The sequence below is a fragment of the Bacillus sp. 2B09 genome, assembly GCF_003946835.1.
GTDB classification, from domain to species: domain Bacteria; phylum Bacillota; class Bacilli; order Bacillales; family Bacillaceae; genus Bacillus; species Bacillus altitudinis.
The window spans coordinates 39,341-58,914 of record NZ_RPSG01000008.1; the positions used below are offsets into that span (position 1 = coordinate 39,341).

The 19,574-nt window shown below is 40.9% G+C and carries 17 protein-coding genes; 4 read left to right on the forward strand and 13 right to left on the reverse strand.

What is annotated here, in order from left to right:
• Positions 1-33 precede the first annotated feature (33 nt).
• Entirely contained in the window at positions 34-792 is a 759-nt protein-coding gene (locus EBQ12_RS15240) for an anti-sigma factor (protein WP_048002102.1), read from the reverse strand.
• Positions 789-1,355: an RNA polymerase sigma factor gene (locus EBQ12_RS15245; protein ID WP_008341682.1), complete on the reverse strand. Its 567-nt coding sequence runs from the start codon at positions 1,353-1,355 to the stop codon at positions 789-791. Before EBQ12_RS15245 ends, EBQ12_RS15240 begins: the two co-directional genes overlap by 4 nt.
• 354 nt (positions 1,356-1,709) lie before the next feature.
• Here EBQ12_RS15245 and EBQ12_RS15250 point away from each other — a divergent pair, with 354 nt between their 5' ends.
• Entirely contained in the window at positions 1,710-2,036 is a 327-nt protein-coding gene (locus EBQ12_RS15250; RefSeq protein WP_008341684.1) for a YnfA family protein, read from the forward strand.
• Positions 2,037-2,287: 251 nt separating this feature from the next.
• Here the strand turns inward: EBQ12_RS15250 and EBQ12_RS15255 are convergent, their stop codons facing one another.
• From EBQ12_RS15255 to EBQ12_RS15285, 7 genes are all read right to left on the reverse strand, one after another.
• A complete protein-coding gene (locus tag EBQ12_RS15255) occupies positions 2,288-4,003 on the reverse strand; it encodes an ABC transporter ATP-binding protein (RefSeq protein ID WP_125590536.1) in 1,716 nt (571 codons plus the stop codon).
• A 12-nt stretch (positions 4,004-4,015) separates the two neighbouring features.
• A complete protein-coding gene (locus EBQ12_RS15260; RefSeq protein ID WP_024720274.1) occupies positions 4,016-4,942 on the reverse strand; it encodes an ABC transporter substrate-binding protein in 927 nt (308 codons plus the stop codon).
• 111 nt (positions 4,943-5,053) lie between these two features.
• Entirely contained in the window at positions 5,054-6,658 is a 1,605-nt protein-coding gene (locus EBQ12_RS15265) for a helix-turn-helix domain-containing protein (RefSeq protein WP_125590538.1), read from the reverse strand.
• Positions 6,659-6,733: 75 nt separating this feature from the next.
• Positions 6,734-7,774, reverse strand: a complete 1,041-nt coding sequence (locus EBQ12_RS15270) for an NAD(P)/FAD-dependent oxidoreductase (RefSeq protein WP_125590540.1) — start codon at positions 7,772-7,774, stop codon at positions 6,734-6,736.
• 153 nt (positions 7,775-7,927) lie between these two features.
• Positions 7,928-8,557, reverse strand: coding sequence for a rhamnogalacturonan acetylesterase (locus tag EBQ12_RS15275; RefSeq protein WP_039167979.1), 630 nt, complete (start codon positions 8,555-8,557; stop codon positions 7,928-7,930).
• Between the two features lie 150 nt (positions 8,558-8,707).
• Positions 8,708-9,172, reverse strand: coding sequence for a DUF6884 domain-containing protein (locus tag EBQ12_RS15280; RefSeq protein WP_025206957.1), 465 nt, complete (start codon positions 9,170-9,172; stop codon positions 8,708-8,710).
• Entirely contained in the window at positions 9,169-9,717 is a 549-nt protein-coding gene (locus EBQ12_RS15285) for a VanZ family protein (RefSeq protein ID WP_125590542.1), read from the reverse strand. Before EBQ12_RS15285 ends, EBQ12_RS15280 begins: the two co-directional genes overlap by 4 nt.
• A 172-nt stretch (positions 9,718-9,889) precedes the next feature.
• On the opposite strand from EBQ12_RS15285, the gene EBQ12_RS15290 reads away from it, so the two are divergent.
• The 3 genes from EBQ12_RS15290 (at position 9,890) to EBQ12_RS15300 (ending at position 11,207) form a co-directional block, all read left to right on the forward strand.
• Positions 9,890-10,468 carry a TetR/AcrR family transcriptional regulator gene (locus EBQ12_RS15290; RefSeq protein ID WP_125590608.1) on the forward strand — a complete coding sequence of 193 codons (579 nt, stop codon included), beginning with the start codon at positions 9,890-9,892 and terminating at the stop codon, positions 10,466-10,468.
• An 80-nt stretch (positions 10,469-10,548) separates the two neighbouring features.
• On the forward strand, positions 10,549-10,893 hold the full coding sequence (locus EBQ12_RS15295; protein ID WP_003217798.1) for a DMT family transporter: 345 nt from the start codon (positions 10,549-10,551) through the stop codon (positions 10,891-10,893).
• Positions 10,890-11,207 (forward strand): DMT family transporter, encoded by a 318-nt coding sequence (locus EBQ12_RS15300; RefSeq protein WP_206428037.1) that lies wholly within the window; start codon positions 10,890-10,892, stop codon positions 11,205-11,207. The genes EBQ12_RS15295 and EBQ12_RS15300 overlap by 4 nt, the downstream gene beginning before the upstream one ends.
• Positions 11,208-11,247: 40 nt before the next feature.
• Here the strand turns inward: EBQ12_RS15300 and EBQ12_RS15305 are convergent, their stop codons facing one another.
• The 4 genes from EBQ12_RS15305 to EBQ12_RS15325 all read right to left on the reverse strand — a co-directional run bounded on the left by EBQ12_RS15305 (position 11,248) and on the right by EBQ12_RS15325 (position 19,563).
• Positions 11,248-12,060: a leucine-rich repeat domain-containing protein gene (locus EBQ12_RS15305; protein WP_047946535.1), complete on the reverse strand. Its 813-nt coding sequence runs from the start codon at positions 12,058-12,060 to the stop codon at positions 11,248-11,250.
• 416 nt (positions 12,061-12,476) lie between these two features.
• Positions 12,477-12,803 (reverse strand): hypothetical protein, encoded by a 327-nt coding sequence (locus tag EBQ12_RS15315; RefSeq protein ID WP_125590610.1) that lies wholly within the window; start codon positions 12,801-12,803, stop codon positions 12,477-12,479.
• Positions 12,796-13,398 (reverse strand): class D sortase, encoded by a 603-nt coding sequence (locus tag EBQ12_RS15320; RefSeq protein WP_041506702.1) that lies wholly within the window; start codon positions 13,396-13,398, stop codon positions 12,796-12,798. Before EBQ12_RS15320 ends, EBQ12_RS15315 begins: the two co-directional genes overlap by 8 nt.
• A 21-nt stretch (positions 13,399-13,419) precedes the next feature.
• Positions 13,420-19,563 carry a SpaA isopeptide-forming pilin-related protein gene (locus EBQ12_RS15325; RefSeq protein WP_125590546.1) on the reverse strand — a complete coding sequence of 2,048 codons (6,144 nt, stop codon included), beginning with the start codon at positions 19,561-19,563 and terminating at the stop codon, positions 13,420-13,422.
• Between the last annotated feature and the right edge of the window lie 11 nt (positions 19,564-19,574).

Here is a 19,574-nt window from a genome sequence, read left to right on the forward strand (position 1 = left end):
TGCCCTGAAAAAGGCATCCTTCATGAATCAAGCTTAAAATGCAGCACTCAGTACGACAGGGCCTTGCGGAAGCTTGTTATCCTTTTTTGGTTCAAGGGTGACAGCCACCGTATCCCATGATTCGTTTGCTTCTTTTTCAGATAATGCATAGGTGACGGTGCCCTCCCCTTTGCTATCTGTTTTAAAGGCACCGGCCGGAACGGGCTGATCTCCTTTAATGAGCCATACTTGATAAACAGCTGATGAATCAAGCTGATCTTTTAATCCGTCGGCACTCACGACAAGCTCTTTTTTGCCGTGATGCTCAATCACTGAAAAAGCACCCGTTGTTTTTGCTGATTCGGCAGATGCCAGTGATTTTGTCGCAACAACTTTGATAGATTCTTCTGCTTGATCTGTTCCATTTGTTAAGAAATACACGTTCCCAGCTGCAGAAATGAGAAGCAGTGCGGCAACGAGAGGCAAAAGCCATTGATTTTTCTTCTTCATTGGCGGTTTCATCTCATTTGCATCACGAACCATTTTGAGATCTTGAGGCGGGTTCGATGTTGCAGCGATTGTTGTCTCTCGTATCTCTTCTTCAAATACCCTGGATAAAATGCGGTCTTTCATCCCTGCCGGAGGCGTTTCGTCCTCTGCTAGAAACGGAATATCAGACATGAGCGATGTCAGTTCTTCAAGCTCTTCTTTGCAATCCGAGCAATGTTTGATGTGCTCTTCAAACTGCGCCTTTTCTTCTCCTTGTAAATGCCCGTTAAAGTAATCAATGACTTGATGTTTACACTGAGTCATGCCTCTTCCTCCTTTCCTCCGCGAGACAGTTTCGTTCGTAAATGCTTCAATGACAATCGAACTCTTCCCTTCACCGTTCCAATAGGAATGCCTAGTTTTTCCGCAATGCTCTTTTGTGTCATTCCTTTAAAATAGACATCTTCGATGATGGTTTGCTGTTCTTTCGACAATGTTGATACTGCTTCACGTATGATTTGTTTTTCTTCGTTCCATTCTACTTCTTTTGACACATCTTCTTGATGATCTGCCAAGTATTCAATATGCTCATCTTCAAGAGCTGTTTCATTTCGGTGTTTCCTTAATAGATCGATTGCCGTGTTTCGTGACATCATAAATAACCATGAGGAAAATTTCCCTTTATCTGTATTATATTCTCCTATGCCGCGCCAGAGCTTGATAAAGACTTCTTGAAGCACTTCCTCCGCCAGCTCACGGTTTCCAGTCATTTTATAAATAAACGAATATAACACACGTTCATAGCGATCGTACAATATTTCAAGCGAGGGCTTGTGTCGATCATGTTTGATCTTGTGATACAGCTCAAAATCCTTCAGTGTGTCCATGGTCATCTCCTTCCTTTTTCATGAGAAAGAGCATTATGCATTCATCATGAAATCTTCACGTATGGCTCATCACTCAAATTGCTGAGATAAGCCTCCTTTGTACTTTACTCTTTTTTCAAGGAGAAAAAAAGAGCGCTGAAAAAGGAAATGTGTTCCTCATGAGAATGTACTTACTAAACGGATGGATTGACCATTTGGATCACCCACCTCAAGGAAAGTCAAGAATGCATGTGTTTCATTCACTGTTCAGTTGATTTTAGCAAACTCTCATTAGTCTCTCAATTTACATCAGGTAGAACGCATCCTTTCATCATGTCATAATAGAACGAAACAGGAGAACTGGAGTGTCCGAAAATGATTGTAACGATTGTTCTTTTTTTATTAGCTGGTCTGGCTGAAATAGGCGGCGGTTATCTTGTCTGGCTGTGGCTGCGTGAAGCAAAACCCGTCAGCTACGGAATCGCAGGTAGCCTCATCTTGGTCGCTTACGGCGTCATTCCTACATTCCAGCAGTTCCCGACCTTTGGGCGGGTTTATGCGGCCTATGGCGGTGTTTTTGTCGTTCTCGCTGTGTTTTGGGGCTGGTGGGTCGATCGCAAAACCCCTGATCTGTACGACTGGGTGGGTGCTTTGATTTGTTTAGCTGGTGTCAGTGTGATGTTATTTGCCCCCCGCAGTTAATGGTCGGATGATGATCACACGCTAAAAAGCCGGCAATATGCCGGCTTCAGATTGTTGACAAAGGGCTAAAATGAACTTTATTTTAGCCCTTTGTCTTCTTTTCAGCGTGATAGAAAACCTTTGCAGCCCTAGGAAGGACGAGCATCAGCGCGGAGCGAATTTGACATTCGTGAGCACCGAAGCGCAGGACTGACACCGCATGCGAGGGTTTGTCTACACGCTGAGCCGGCAATATGCCGGCTTTTCCTCTTTTACATTCTAAACTGTGTTTCATACAAACGCCGGTACATCCCGTCCATTTCCAGCAGGTCTTCATGCCTGCCTTGCTCCTTGATACCCTCTTTTGTTAAAACCACAATCCGGTCAGCATGCTGGATGGTCGCTAGGCGATGCGCAATAATAAACGTGGTTCGTCCTTCAGATAGTTCTTCAAGTGAGCCCTGAATAAAGGATTCTGTCTCCGTATCCAGAGATGATGTGGCTTCATCTAAAATAAAAATTGGCGGATTTTTAAGGAAAATACGTGCAATGGAGATACGCTGTTTTTGTCCGCCAGATAACATCATTCCGCGTTCACCGATGATCGTATCAAGCCCATTTGGCAAGCTATTTACAAGATCCTTCAGTTGGGCTTTCTCCACTGCCTGCCACACTTCTTCATCAGATGCATCGAGTTTTCCGTATAAAATGTTTTCTCGGATGGTCCCATGGAATAAATAAATATCTTGCTGGACGACACCAATTTGTCTCCGCAGCGAAGGCAGTGTCATCTTTCTTGTCTCTATGCCATCAATTGTAATGGTACCCTCCTGCCATTCGTAAAAGCGTGGCAGCAAACTACAAAGCGTCGATTTCCCAGCACCAGAGGGACCTACGACCGCAATGGTCTCTCCTTGTTTCACCTCAAGATTGATGTCATGAAGAACCGGTTTGTCTGATTCATATTGAAAAGACACATGCTCAAAAACGATATCCCCTTTTAACTGATCAACTTCAATGGCATCATCCGCATCCTTTTCATCAGGTGATTGATCGATGAGTGATGCAAATCGTTTAAAGCCCGCTGCACCTTTTGGATACATTTCAATGACTGCATTGATTTGTTGAATGGGTCCTAAGAAGATGCCTGTTAATAGCACAAATGATACAAATTCCCCATACGTCATATTTTTTTGCAGCACAAACCATGCGCCGCATACAAGGCCAAACACTGTCACACTCTTAATAAGAAAATGACTAACAGCGGTATGCACAGCCATCATTTGATATGTGGTTAGCTTTGTCTTTCTAAATTGCTCGTTATGTTCAATAAATCGGTCCATTTCATGTGATTCATTTCCGAATGCTTTCACAACCCGTATGCCACTAATATTGTTTTCCACACGTGAATGGAATTGACCAATACTCGAGAACATTTTATCAAAAGCAGCAGACATTTTTTTCGTAAAGTAGACGGATAATCCGATCAAGAATGGAACGACAATAAATGTGAGAACTGCCAGCTGCCAATTAATCGACAGCATCAAGCCAAAGGCACCCGTGAGTGTCATGATAGCGATAAATAAATCCTCCGGGCCATGATGCGCGATTTCTCCAATATCCATTAAATCATTTGTCATACGGGACACGAGTTTTCCCGTTTTCTTTTTGTCAAAGAAGCGAAAGGACATTCTTTGTACATGAGAAAATAGCTGATTCCTCATATCCGTTTCTATATTAATGCCTAATTTGTGCCCAAAATAGGTCACGACATAATGCATCGTAGAGCTGATCACGTATAAACTGAGGAGCAGAATGCCCCAAAACCAAATGGCATCCCAATCACCATTTGGCAGCAAATCGTCCATCACTTTACTGATGGCAAGGGGAAAGGATAATTCGAGTAAGGCTGCCAGTACCGCACAGGAAAAATCTAATATAAACAGCCCCATATATGGTTTGTAGTATGAGAAGAAACGCTTTAGCAATTGACAGACCTCCTACCGATCAGACATTTCTGTCAATATGTCAGCAAACTCTTCCGCTTGATTGGCTACTGCAATCGGATCGTAAGGCCAGAAGAACTCTGTATCCATTTGATAGGTCTGCTCTTTTTTGACAGATTCTAGACTCTTCCAAATAGAATTGTTTTTATCAAATGTTCCGCCGTTGCTTTCATCAATGAAAATGTAATCTCCTGCATATTCAGGAAGGGTTTCATAAGAAATGACTTCATACCCTGTCTTACTTTTTAAAATCGTATCTCTGACCTGTTTTGGTGGGTTTACCTGTAATTGCTGATATAATGCCTGCCCGCCTCGATAAATACCGTTACCATATACATAGACATCATTTTTAAAAGCACCCATGATCGAGACCGTTTCATTCTCTTTTAAAGCAGACTTCACTTTTTTCCTAGCAGCCTCGATTCGTTGATCGAAGGCGGTGAGGAATGCTTTTCCTTCCTCTTCTTTATTTAAAATTTTTGCCAGCGTCGTCAATTCTTCATGTGCATCTTTGAAAGAACCGTAAGGATACACGATGGTAGGCGCTATTTTTTTGTACACATCATAGACTTTTTCATCCTGTACTGCTGTGATAATCAGATCAGGCTTTAAGCTAAGTGCTTTTTCAGCTGAACGCTCGTCACTGATGTCCTCTATTCCTTTTATCTTGTCCTTTAAGTGTACGTTCTTTAAATCCTGCGTGGTCGATCCCACAGGCTGAACGTCAAGTGCAATCACACTCCCTAAATATCCATCTACGAGAATTCGTTTAGGTTCAGCAGGAATCTCTATCTTTCCTTTCACTGTTTCAACCGTTTTCGTTTCTTGCTTTGATTCTGCTGTTTTGGCTTGTTCTTTATTGCCACAAGCCGTCAATATCATTAGAAGAATGACAGCACATATCCAATACGTCTTTTTCATCTCCATATTCCTCCTTCATTTTCACCACTACAAATGAGAATAGTTATCAATTACTAGTCTCATGTATTCTATCAACCTCACCTGTCGTGGTCTATGGAGGATTCTCGCAACTTATATATGGACAATTGTTGGATAGGCTGACTGTGTCAATTGAGAGACAAACCGGTCCATCAAAAGAAGTGCACGCTCCCCTTCATCAAATCGAAACTCCTCCAGTTTTACTGGATAAAAGGTACCATTTTTCACAGCCGATAATTGACGAAGAACATCACTTTCTTCCATTCGCTTGTCCATTTGCTTATACCACCCATATTGGTCAGAGACAATAAAAAACATATGATCCGCCTCGTATTCTCCAAGTCTCTCTAAAGGAATGACTGTATGTTGATTAGGAAGAAGAACTTCTTCTAAAATGGCTTTTGGAGGTTTTAAGCCAAGCGTTTCGTAAAGATAGAAGGCCCCTCTTGCCTCATAGGACCACATATACACTTTGTCATGTCCTCTCATTTCATAGATTGCAACGGTCTCGCCTTTTTCTCTAAAGGAAGACAGGGTGTTTCTTGCCTGTTGACTATGCTGTTCAAATCGCTTCACCCAATCGTTTGCCTCATTTTCTCTTCCTAAAAGGCGTCCTATAGACAGTACCTCTGGTACAGCATGATGACCGACGTATGGCAGAACAAGAACTGGTGCGATTTGCTCCAACCGCTTGATCAATGCAGGTTTTGAATAATAATAGTTAGGGACGATGATGACATCTAATTGAAGTGATTTAAAGACGTCATCAGGCGTATGTTCATTTATGACGAGCGAACCAGCCAGTTGTTCTTTCAGTATATCTGAATGGAGATAGGTTTCTTCGTCAATACAAACAGGCTCAATGCCTATTGCAACCAATGACCCGACAAATTGAAAAGCAGCAATACGCTCTGGTCTTCGGTTCATTCGAAACTGACTGGGCGTTCTCCCTGTTTTTTGACGGAACTTCCTGCTGAAATATAAACTGTCTGCATACCCGACTTGCCGTGCTATGATTTGAATTTGATCGTCTGTTTGTAAAAGACGTTTTTTGGCTTCGTCTATTCGAATTTGTGCAATGTATTCTGTCACACTCATCCCCATACTTTGTTTGAAAAAGGTAGAAAAGTAACTCTCATGAAACCCCATCTTATGAGCTAAGTCTTTTCTTGTTAGTTTTTGATCATAATGCTCAGCCATATACTGCAAGATCATGTTAATCGAATAATGCACTTTTTCGTTGTATGGCTTGGATTGTTTGCGGAAAATGAACATGATTTCTTCCAGCCATTTCGCCTGTTCTTGTATGATTTGGCTCGTCTGTATTTGTTTGATGTAAGAAAAAAGGACGGCAGAGCCTTTCACCACTTCCCCGTTATCAGGGAGATTATCGTGATTCACCTTATAAACCAATTCATTTTGTGCATCTTGTGCGAGAGTGAATTGGTCAAATGTGACAGTATAGATCACTACTTGCTCGCTGGATAAAGATTGAACCATGACATCTATTCCTGAGCGGATCAACACACTGTCTTTGGCGTTTAGCTCATATCGAATTCCTTCCATGTCAAGTCTCACCGCACCGTCCGTAGTCAAGAACATCAGTGAAGATGTTTGCCATGAGTCCGTTTGTTTCACAGAAAGAGATCGTTTACTGCTTTCTTTCATGCGAAGAATTGTATGAGTATAGGCGGTCATTTCCTCTTTCTCCTTCCATATAAAAAAGTGCTAAAATAAACCATTTTAGCACTTCAATGTCTGACTGAATGGTGACTATCGCGCTCCAGCCGTTTGTAATTCTTTGTTTTTCTCTTTAAAGCGTTCATTATGTGAAGACACGTACGCTACTTTTTCTGCTTCTGGTTCGATGTATAGCTTTGCGCTATTGAGTGCATTGACTCCATCAACAAACGTACCGGCAATTAAACGCACTTTACTTTTATGTGTGCATAAGTCGCCAACTGCATAGACGCCAGGTAAATTGGTTTCCATCTTTTCATTGACCTCGATGAGTCCCCACTCACCTTGCTTGAGTCCCCATTCTGATAGAACACTTAAATCACCTTTCATGCCATGGTTGACGATGACAGCATCGGTTTCGATTCGTTCGATGTCGCCTGTTTCTAAGTGCTGAATGGTGACGGCTTCAATTTTGTCACCTTGACCATGAAGCTCTGTGAGTTCATGCGGTGTGAGAATGCGAGCACTAGATGCTTTCATGTTGGCGACGTTTTTTTCATGTCCGCCAAACATATCACGACGATGCACAACGGTCACACTTTCAGCAATTGGAACGAGGGCATTTGCCCAATCAACAGCTGAATCTCCGCCTCCAGAGATGACCACCCGCTTCCCTGCAAACGTCTTTAGCTCCTGCACGGTGTAATAAAGGTTTGTTACCTCATAACGGTCTGCATGCTCGATTTCAAGTTTTCGCTGAACTGGTATTCCGTGACCCATGGCTAAGATGAGGGTCTTTGTCAAATGACGATCACCATTTTCAGCCGTCAGCAGGATATAACCATTCTCATCCCGCTCGAATTGCGTGATTTTTTGATTCAACGCAATCTCTGGTTCAAATGTTTTCGCCTGCGTTTCTAGCTGCTGAATCAGCTGTTCACCTCTTGTTGGCGGCAAACCACCCACATCCCATATGACTTTTTCAGGATAGAGGAGGATTTTTCCGCCAAGGCTTTCGTTATACTCCAGTACCTTCGTCTTTAAATCCCGCATCCCACTATAAAAGGCGGTGTACATTCCTGCTGGACCGCCGCCAATAATGGTGACGTCAAACAATTCAAGCTGATCTGTCATTTGAGTCCCTCCGTTTTTTCATCGATTGATCTATTTATAAGTGATATTGATTCTCATTATCATATGTACCTATTGTAGTCTACTCTGGTGAAGGGAATCAATAGCTTTCTGCAAAAAAAGAACAGGACGAGCGCTTTCTCGTCCTGTCATCCATCACACAATCGTTAATCCAAGGTCCTTTAATTCCAGCGAAACAAGCCTTGCAATCGCATCTGCTCCTTCTTTTGTAAAGTGCGTGCGATCCTCTATGCCTGTTGACAGCATAAAGTAAGAAGTCGTTTTCTCTATGCCGGAAATTTGATAAAACTGAAGGCTTGCCGTATTTAAATCTACAAGAAGGACTTCTTCTTCATCAGCTAGTTCTTTCATTGCGGCACAGTAATCAGGGAAATCATTGATATATTCTCCGTCTTTTTCATGAAAGCGGCCGACTGGCGTTAATAAAAGCGGTGTAGCTCCTTTCGCTCTTGCTCCGTGAATATATTGAGACAAATAGCTTTTATACGTTGTGAAAGGATCTGTATGCCGTTCGGGCTTCTCCGTTGAAGCATCATTGTGCCCCATTTGTGTAAACAGCCAGTCCCCAGGCTGAATGTCAGCCAATATTTTATCAAGCCGTCCTTCTTCAATGAATGTTTTTGAGCTTCTTCCACCGATTGCGCGGTTGTCGACGCTCACCCCCTGTGCTGTGTAGCGATGTAAAAACTCTCCCCACCCTCCTTGAACAGGACGATCTGGGTAAGATGAAACGGTTGAATCACCAGCTAAATAGATGGTTGTCATGTTCATACGCCCCCTTTTTCATATAGCCACTCTAATAAGCGATGCGGACATCCAAGTGGCTGCTGAAAAGATATGAAACAATCAGCATCGCTACTTCATTCATTCTCTTTTGAATGATCAAAACCCTGCTTACCGGTAGATGTGAATACGTTAAATATGCGGCGGAAGTTCTACTTTTGTCTCAACGGCTTGCTTTAACGCCTGAAGCATATAGCCAATTCCTTTATATGGAGCCAGCGGATAAATCGCTGTCTGATGAGGAAGTAATAACGGATCGATCACCTTTCGATATTTCTTTCCACCTAGTATCACTAATTCATCATATGCAGTGAGATGTTTTTCATGAAATTGCTGACTTAGTGCTTCTCTTGTTATCTGATCAGTATGCGGTGTACCAAAAGCCACATCATAATTTTCATGAATAATATCATCTGCCTTTAAGAATCCATGCTTCGCTGAAATGATTAGGTAGTCTGAAAAGAACGTTCGGGCATAGCTTTTCGTACGCTGATGCAGCGGACTTAAATAAACGAGGTTCGCCGGCTGGCTCCCTGCCTCTGGATGGACGTCCCATATTTTCTTCGCCCCACATGGAATGATACAAACTCGCTTCACTTGATTTTCTCCTTCCTTCGTTGATACATCCGATACAACATACAACCTAGCGCTGTGCCAAGTGTATTTAAGAGAATATCATCAATATCGCTGCTTCTTGTAATCATACCAGATTGCGAGAATATCCATTGAAGCACTTCAATTATTGTTGACAAGAAAAAGCCAGCAAGAATCGCCTTTTGCCAGCGCAAGGTTCGGAATGCTTGATAAAGAAAAAAAACAAGTGGCACAAATAACAAAATGTTCCCTGCCAAATTTAAAAAAACAAGATTGGGATAGCCATGATGATAGGCATGGAGATTTTGATAAATGGACTGCAAAGGCATGAGGTTGACACTCACCTGATCCCTTGGAGCGGAAAAACGATTAGGAAAGACCGTCAAATATAATAAAACATTTGTATACATAAACAGACAGGCAAGAACGATTTCAGTTCGTAAATAGATAAATCGTTTTTGTTTTTTCGCCTGTCTGTATCTCATATGTAAATAGAGCGGGACGAGCAAGAGAAAATAAGTCATGGAAAACATCGCACTGAATGTCATACGGAGAGCTGCCCCTTTCTCACATCATGCTTGACCATATTTACAGCTTATTCAGGCCTGCCCGCATCTATTCATCACTTTTCTCCTATTCAATGACGAGAAACCCATATTGACAAATCGTCAGTTTTCCGTTAAAATGACTGACATTCAGTCATTTAAGGTCGGTGATGATGTGTCGAAACGAGATAAGATTATGCTTGCTGCCATTGACGCGTTTAAAGAAAAAGGAATCGAAAAGACGACCATTTCGGATATTGTGAAAGCAGCAGGAGTAGCGCAAGGAACGTTTTATTTATATTTTCCTTCAAAGCTTTCCGTCATGCCTGCTATCGCTGAACATCTGATCGCACAGATGGTGCCTGCGATCGAAAAGGAATTAACTCAGCATGCAGATGTCCTCGATCAAGCAGATGCGCTTGTTGAATTCATTTTCGCTTTTACAAGGCAATACCGTGATGTCCTTGCCCTCACCTACTCAGGCTTAGCTGCCACCGAGCATTTAAAGGAATGGGAAGATATTTATGAGCCGATTTACAAATGGGTCGCTGCTTTTTTAGAAAAAGCTAAGCGGGACAAAAGAGTCCGTGCGAATCTGAACTGTCAATATGCAGCCAAATTCATTATCGGTTTACTTGAATCGTCTGCTGAGCAAATGTACTTATTTACAGAAACAGATACAGAAGAGGTTCTGATTCAAAAGCAAGAGGTCAAGCAATTCCTTCTTTACGCACTCGGCATAGAGACACCTTAACTTAGTACAGCACTTGCTGTACGCTCTTTTTTGGCTTCAAAATGACGAATCGTCAGTTTTCAGTTTTAGGAGGAAATACGATGAAAAAAAGTTGGATGTATGTTGCACTCACATGTTTATTTGAATTACTTTGGGTGTTTGGTTTAAATAGAGCTGATGCTGTGTGGGAGTGGGCGATCATTATCTGCCTGATCCCGGTTGATTTTTATTTTTTAATGAAAGCTTGCGAGAAGCTGCCGACTGGGACTGTGTACGCCGTGTTTGCCGGAGTTGGAACGATTGGTACGTCTTTGATGGATTATGCGCTGTTCGGCGGTTCATTTTCATTAGAAAAGCTTTTATTTATGGGCATTTTAATTCTCGGAATTATTGGACTGAAAGTGTCTGATGGAGATGCACATGAGCAGAAAGGAGAAGCGGTATAAATGGGCTGGTTTTTGTACTGTTGGCCTCTGCCTGCGAAATTGGCGGAACCATTGGTCTCAATATGTTCAGTAAGAAAAAGCAACTCACGACAGGCATTTTATTTGTCGGCGGATTTGCCTTATCCTTTTTGTTTTTGTACGCCTCGTTCTCTTCCGTTCAAGTCTCCGTTGCCTATACGGTTTGGATTGGACTTGGAACAGCGGGTTCTGTCTTGTTTAATATGATTCTATTTAAAGAGCCGAAAAACATGATTCGTATCCTCAGCTTGCTGCTGATTGTGATTGGCGTCGTTGGGCTGAAGTTGTTTGCGTAATAGAAAAAGCAATGGAATAGATTATCCATTGCTTTTTAAGTTAATTTTTATACTTTTCTTGGTACGCTTTAAATTGTTCTTCGTATTTTTGCAACTTTGTCCCATCGACTTTTGAATTTAATTTCGGTTTCCGCTTTCCAATTACCATTACATCTTTATCTACAATAGGACTTGATAAAAAGATGTATGGTGCAAAACGATCACACTTCGTATTTGGAAGGGTTACGGATAATCTAGCGTATTCTTCTGTCGGGAATTGGTTTGAAATGTCAAGCTCCTTGAGTCCCTCTAATGCCGATATTGGTTCTAAAGACTCGTCCTTCACTTTTATATTTGATAAGCACAGATATTTTAAATTCTTAAGGTATCTTAAAGGTTGAAGAGTATTTAAATTTAATGTATTCCAAATCCCGCCTGACAATTGCAACCATTCTAAACCAGTGTTTTTTTGCAAAGGGGCTATGTCATTCAACTTTGAAAAATCTGTTATGGATAAAGATTTTAAAAAAGTGTTTTTTGATAGATCCCATAAACTTTGTGCCTTCGTATTCCATTCAAGTGCCAATACCTCAACATCTTGAAGAGAACTGATGATTGATAAATCTTCTACTCTCAGTTCACGCATATAGAGCATTTTGGGATTAACTAAGCTCAAGATCGTATTGAATTCCTTTTGGCTCACTTTGTAAATCCACAATGTCGTGAGGTTAGAAAAAGAGTTCAACCTTTCAATATTTTTTGTTTTTCCTGTGATTAACAACTCGGTGGCATTTTCATCCACATCGGCTAAATCATGAACAACTTCTGGTTGGGCATCATGACGAAAAATATAATCAGGGTCTTCTTTGAGCATTCTTTTACCTCCACACCTACGAATGATGGATATCTAAATGAATTTTATCAGAAGTTTGGAGTCAAAATATTGTTCTTTCCGATATTTCTGCCGAAGAAATAGGGGAAGGGATAAAAACTAGATGATCTTCTTTGGTCCGTTTAACCACAATCCGCCGATGATTACGTCTATTTTCAAATCCATTTTATAAAATCCTTATCATCTAAAATATGGAGCAACAACATATCAAAGACTTCGCTTTCACTATACTCCATATATTCTGCACAGGTCTTGACGATAGCTCGTACTCTTTCATATAAACAAATAAAAGAACTCCAATTCATATACGAATTAGAGTCCTCATTATATGACTAATACAATTTTCCCACCTTAAAACCGTACCCGTTAATCAAAGACCTTCCTTTTTTATTTCTTGTTTAATGTGGATCATGCTGCTCTAGCAAGAGATCCATTGCGTAAATCGATTCGCCTTTTTCATCCAATAAAAAGTACACAATCAAAGGCTCTCCAAAGGACCCTGTCTGCTGCGTGAACAAAACACATGTGAATTTTTCAATACCTATCGGAATCTTTCTTCTTAATAAAGGATGAAGAATAGGCGAAGTCCGAATTGTATCTATATCCACATCCCAACGTTCGTTTTTTAAAGTGGGATAATGCTCTACTAACAGTTGGTGTAACATGTCGCTCGTGAACGCTGCTTTTCCAGCATACCCATCATCTATTATGTTGGTGTTATACATCCGACGGTTGCTTATCCTTTGAAGCATTGATTCGTATTCCTTTTAAGACAAATCTTTTCTGACCATCAAGAGTACAAGTGATCAATGTCAGTTCATTTTTCCCGCGATCCTTTAGTACATCAACATCCGTCGGTTCAATCGTAGCTGAGCTGACAATTTTGTATTCGTATGTTTCTGCTTGATGATGTAAGACGACTTTTTCTCCTTTAGGCACCTCTGGCAGCTGCCGGAAAAGCCGGTCGCCTCTATACCCTCTATGGCCTGCAATCGTGAAATTTCCTTCACCTGGCATTTGATGAGATTTGATTTGAGTCAGTGCAATCCCTAAATTTTCTTTTGTTGTAACAGGAAGCACTTTTTCGTTTAAATCAATTGACGGGATCTCAAGCTCCATCGTATCTCGCAGGTCTTCTTCTGACACTGTTAAATGTGGAATAGAAGAAAGGGCATCACTGTCATTTTCTTCAATCATTTTCAATGCCTGTTCCATGGCTGCTGTCTCCTGAGAAGTTCGCCACTCATATAGAAAAGGAACGGAGATGAGCATTAGTCCCGCGACCACCAAAAAGCTGCCTAATAAGGTTCTTTTTTTCATCAATACACTCGTTCCTTCCTTTTACTGAATGGTTCTTCTTCTGACAACAAGAAGAACAGTTCCAGACACTACTAGTAAAATCCCTGCATACATCAAATAACGAAGCCATTCTTCCCCAGTCTTTGGCAATTCACCGTTTGAGTCATGAGGCGGATGTTGATCCCCTTGATCTGAGGCTGGAGGATTTGTGTGGTCCACTTCATTCTTCATTGGAGCATTTTTTACAATCAATGTCTTGATCTCCACTTCGCCCATTTGAATTGTAAAAGCGAGTGGTTTTTCTAACGCTACATAACCATTTGGAGCTTTCGTCTCTGTGAGTGTATAATCACCAGGTTTAAGCCCTTTGACAATGGCTTCTCCGTCTTTTCCTGTTGTCACAGATTTTATCGTTTTCCCAGCTTTTGTACGAATGTCAAAGGCTGCACCTTTTAAGGTTCTATCTGTCTGCTGGTCTACCTTTATGATACGCAGACTTCCTAAAATCAAGTGATTCTTCGCTGTTAATTGAAGAGGCTTCTGCTGATTTTTCTCAATCGTAAACCGGATCGGCTGATCATCTAATTCATAGCCGTGAGGCGCTTTCGTTTCAACGAATTGATATTCTCCCGGTTTTAGATCGTTGATGTGAAGTTTTCCTTTTTGATCCGTTACAAGTGATTTCTTCAACGTTTTCCCGTCTTTACTCTGAAGAGCAAACTCTGCGTTTTCCAGCGTGTGTCCTTCAGCATCCACTTTGGTCAGTTCCACTGCTCCCGGGGTCAGTTTGTTGATCATTTCTACTTTTGCTGGTTTGTCTTGACCTAAACGAATCGTAAATGAGACAGGTGTCTGATCCAATTCATAGCCGGCAATGCTTGCTGTTTCGACAAATTGGTAGGTTCCTGGCTTCAGTTGATCGACTGTCAGTTGACCGTTTTTGTCTGTCTTTAAGTCTTTCTTCACACGCTGACCGTGTGCATCAATCAGGTCAAAGGTCACGCCAGCGAGCAATTGACCATCCTCCCCTTTTTTCTCAAGCTTCACAGCACTTGTCGTCCGAATATTTTCTTTTGTCACTTTCACCAGTTGATTTGGATTGAAATCAATCTTGAAGTCTACTGGTTCTGCATCAAGTTGATGTCCAAAAGGAGCCTTCGTTTCAACCAATTGGTAAGCGCCTGGTTTCAAATCGTTGACAGTGATGATGCCTTTTTCGTTGGTTTTTAAACCTGACATCAATTCTTTACCATCGTCATTGAAAAGTGTAAATTCTGCGCCTTTCAATCTTTCTTTTTCTTCCCCTATTTTTGTGAGTTCTACAGAACCTTTCTTGAGCTGATTGATTGCCTCCACTTGAATCAATTCTTTTTGACCTAATTCAACTTCAAAGACAAGTGGTTTCGTACTCAATTCATAGCCTTCAAGACTCTTTCTTTCAACAAATTGATAGGTTCCAGGTTTTAGACCTGTGAAGGTAATCTTTCCATCCTGATTGGTTGTAATCCCTTCTCCTCCTGCCACTATCTTTCCTTTGGCATCAGATAGATCAAAGACAACCCCTTCTAATGATTTCCCATCTTCACCTTTTTTGTGTAACAGCACTCCGCCAGTTGTGCGGCTATTTTCTTTTGTCACACTGACCAGCTTCTCAGGGTTAAATGGCATAGCAAAAGTGACAGGTGTTTCGTCAAGCTCATGACCGAATGGCGCCTTCGTTTCAACAAACTGATAGGTTCCAGGTTTCAGATCGTTGACGATGATTTCCCCGTTCTCATCAGTGACGAGACCTGTTTTTATCTCTTTTCCATTTGCATCTACAAGCTTGAATTCTGCTCCTTCAAGCACATCATTCTTTTCACCGAGTTTCGTGAGCTGGACAGCTCCAGTTTTGAGATCATTGATCACTTTGATCTCTGCCGGTTTTTTTTGTGCGATTTCGATGGTAAACGGATAAGGTTTATTTTTCTTTTGGTAACCATCAATACTCTCTGTCTCTACGAGCTGATATTTGCCCGGTTTGAGGTGATCGACCAAAAGCTTCCCATCTTCATCTGTTGTCAAATCTTTACGTATAACTTTGTCATTTTGATCCGTAATTTCAAAGCGAACATCTTGAAGCTTCTTGCCATCTTCTCCTTCTTTCAACACTTCTAATGCACTTGTTTCATAGAGGTTCTTTTGTGAAATGATGACTGGTTCTTTCGGATCGAGTGGGACTTCAAATGTGATGGGTGTTTCATCTAATACATAACCGTCTGGTGCGTTTGTTTCGATGAGCTGATACGTACCCGGTCTTAGTTCGTTGATCGTGATCTTGCCATCTTCTCCTGTGACAAGCGCATCATTTAGCTCATGTCCGTCTTGATCTAAGAGCTTGAACTGTGCACCTTCTAGTCTCTCTCCGCCTTCACCTATTTTGCTCAATTCTGCAGAGCCTTTGATGATGTCATTTACTGCGGTGACTACCGTTGTTTCTGTTTGATTTTCTTTAATGGTGAACGGCCATTTTTGCTGATTTAATTGATAGCCTTTCGGTGCGTTTGTCTCAACAAAATAATAGGAACCTGGCTCAAGTTGTTTGAAAAGGATTTCTCCTTTTTCATCCGTTTTCAAATGGGTTTGGACGGTATCTCCAGATTCATTTTTCAGTTCAAATTCTGCATTCTCTAATGCTTCACCCGTCTCTTTGTCTTTTTTCGTTAACTTGACATGCTGGCGGATTTCTTGGTTCTGCACCGTCATGCTATTTCCTGTTTTCGCTTGATCTCCTGATTCGTAAGGCTGATCAATTGTTACATGGATCGGTTCCTTCGTCTTAATATAACCATCAGGTGCTTTCTCTTCTGTCACGATGTAGTCACCATACAGAAGACGATCAAATCGAAGAGCTCCTTCTTCATCTGTTGTCTTTGTTCCAATGACGATACCGCTCGCAGCATCTGTCAGAGAAAAGGTTGCTCCTTTTAGCGCTTTTCCACTACTCGCATCTACCTTATGAATGGTTAAAGCGCCAATCGCTCCTGTGCCATCTCCCATGCCAGCGGTACGTTTGACCACAATTGAGGCTTCGGATTCCTTTTTGATTTCTTTTACATTTTCACCTCTAAACGTTACTTCGTTTTGAAGTGTACTTCCCACCTTATCTAAAATGAGAGATTGGTATTCTAAAATATAGGGTCTCGTGATTTCTTCTTTAAATTTGATTTGAAAAGAATCTGGATCGAATTCAAGGTCTAGTTCATAATCCTTCCCTTTTTCCAGTTCTTCCTTTTTGGTCACTTGCCCCTTTTCATCTATTGTTGTCGAATACAGATGAAATGAGTTTTCTATTATGGCTTGGTTACTGCTCGGATGGTCTATAATCGTCGCATCTTGGACTGTTGATTGACCAAAGTTGATATTCAGTTTCCAATCAATGACTTTCCCTTGTTGATTTCCTGATTTGCTCGTGTATTTCCCTCCATTTGGAATGGACACCACAGCATTCACATCTGATTCTTTCGTCTTTCCATCATAAAGGGTCGCTTTATTTTCGTAGGTTTTCTGTACTAAATCCATTCCTTCAACACTTGTTTGATACGTGATTTTGTATGGGGAATCAATGGCATGTTTGAAAATGACTTCGAAGCCTGATTCTCCCTTTTCATTTTCAAGGAATTTGATGTCATAATGTTCTTTCCCTAATACCTCTTTTTCTTCCGCCCCATTTTCTCCGCCTTGTAAATCAAGCGAGTAGACGATAATTGAATCTTTAAGCAAACGCTGATTTCCTTGAATGAAATCCTCGATTTTCGCCTCTTCTAAATGTTTCAAGTTATAGTTCACACCGATATTCCATGTGATCTCTTTTTTCTTTGCATCATATGTTCCGTTTTTGAACCCATTTGACTGCGTGTATGTGTCAGGCGTAAAGACAGCTTGATTTTCCTTCGTCAAATCCTTGCCATCTTCATTTACCCATTCAAGTTTTACATGGTTACGCAGGTTCTTTTGATCTTTATCTGCTCTTTTTTCATAATCAAAAGACGTTGTATATGTGACGGTATGTTCTGTCTTGATTTCTTTCGTAAATTGAATATCAAATCCATTTGCATGTTCAACGATTTGATAATCTGTGCCTTCTTCAAGCACTGTATTACCTGTCGTCACTTTTAAACTATCTTTTTGCAGCGTCAATCCTTCGTTTGTGAACGTATCTTTTAATAGTAGATTGTTCATGGTTTGTTGATCTTTGTTGAAGGTGATACGCCATGGAATGGTTTTGTTCTTGTAATTCGGTGTTCCGTGGTTTTTCGTTAGGATTTGCTGATCAATTCTTTGCTTCGCTTGTTTGCTCTCTTTGCCAGCTGTCACAGTATTGATAATCTCTTCAGCTTCGAAAATTCGATCGGTTGCTTTTGTTTGATATGTGATGAGATAAGCCGATTGAATATCTTGATTGAATTGCAAGGTAAACCCGTTTTGTTCATCCTTTTTTTGAGGTTGAACCACGTAATTTTCAAATGCTTTTGTTCCTGCTTCGTTGCCGTTCTGATCAATTGTGACTTCTTTGACTTGAATTGAGTCAGATATTAGCGCCTGTGTACCGTTAAAGAAGTCTTCTATCAAAGCATCCTTTTGAGCCAGCTTTTTTTCGTTATAGTTATACCGAATTTCCCAAGTAATCGTTTGTGTGACTGGATCGTAGTGGGCGGCTTTTTTATTTAAAGGACTGCCTCTTGTCACATTCACTGTTCCTTCTGCTGAACTAATCACTTTATCAGCAGAAACAAGGGACGCTTTATTACGAAACGCAGACTGATCTTGATTCGTAATGTCCGTTTCATACATTAAACGGTAAGCGAGATGCACGTCATCTTTAAATTCAATCGTGAAATCTTGACCATCTGCTGTTTGGCCGATTGTGTAGTGGTTTTCGTCAAGCAGCTGTCCAAGCGATGTTTCACCATTTAGCTTTGTATCTACACGATAAAGCTTGATTGAATCTTTTTTTAACGCTTGACCTTCTTGAATCGGATCTAACAGTTTCGCTTGTTTCACATCACCTAAGTCCATATTAAAATCGACTGTCCATTGAATGGTTTCAGCATTGTAAGATCGATTGGGTTCTCCCTTTTTAGAGACATTTGGACCATTTGGAATGTATTGAATCGGGATCGATATCGTATCTTTGCCTTCAATCGGGGTAATGACTACTTCTTTTTCTTCAGTGATCACTGTTTTTTTATCTAATTGTGTCCATACTTGAAGTGTTCCTTGGATATTTGAATATTGTTTAATAAAATCTGTGAACTCGATGGAGGCATTTCCGCTTTCATCTACAGAAAAATAACCGATGGTCGATTGATTAAATTTCATCTCGAGACGATCGATTTTTTCATAAATGACTAATTCCTCTGGAACCTTGAAATGGAATTCATCCCCGCCATTATAGCTATGACCATTTGGGATCGCCCACTCATAGTTAATGGAAATAAGCGAGTTGATGTCAGGCCTTTCTACTGAATTTCCTTCTTGATCTTCAAATATCAATTGCGCATCAGTGAGAAGATTTTCTTGGATCGTCATTTGTTTTGAGACACTTTGCAATCCTACACGTTTAGACACGTTCACTTTGTTTTTTAGTAACTCATCTTCATCGCTTTGTGTCTTTTGAACAGTTTCTTGATTGTTAGCAACTTTGTCTTTCTCCGATGAGGTTGAATCATCTTTTGAAAGGTTTTCTTCACGCTCGTTTTGCTTTGTTTTCTCTTTTTTCTCAGCTATACTGGTGACGTCAATAACTATAGATCCTTCTAAATTCGGATCAAGCTCAATATCCTCATTGAATGTGACCGTCACTTCATTTTGTTTCGAAACGGTATACTCACCAACAGGTATGTCATCGACAGTAATGAGTTCTTTCTGCTCCTTCTCTACCTGAATGACTGAAGGAAGAGAGAGAATATAAGGATATTGCTTTTTGAGATCAATTCCTTTAATAGACCAATGCACAATGGCCTTTCTAACTTGCTGATCTTCTATGCTTGATAACTTGTTGCCTTCGCTATCAGCAAACTCAATATTCCCATAAATATTCTCTTGAGTGTCTTTAGCTTGTGCCCCTGCTAAAGGCAAGATTCCTAATATACTAGACTGTATGACTAACATGGTCATCAGTGCCACCGACAATATTCTTTTCAATACATCCACCC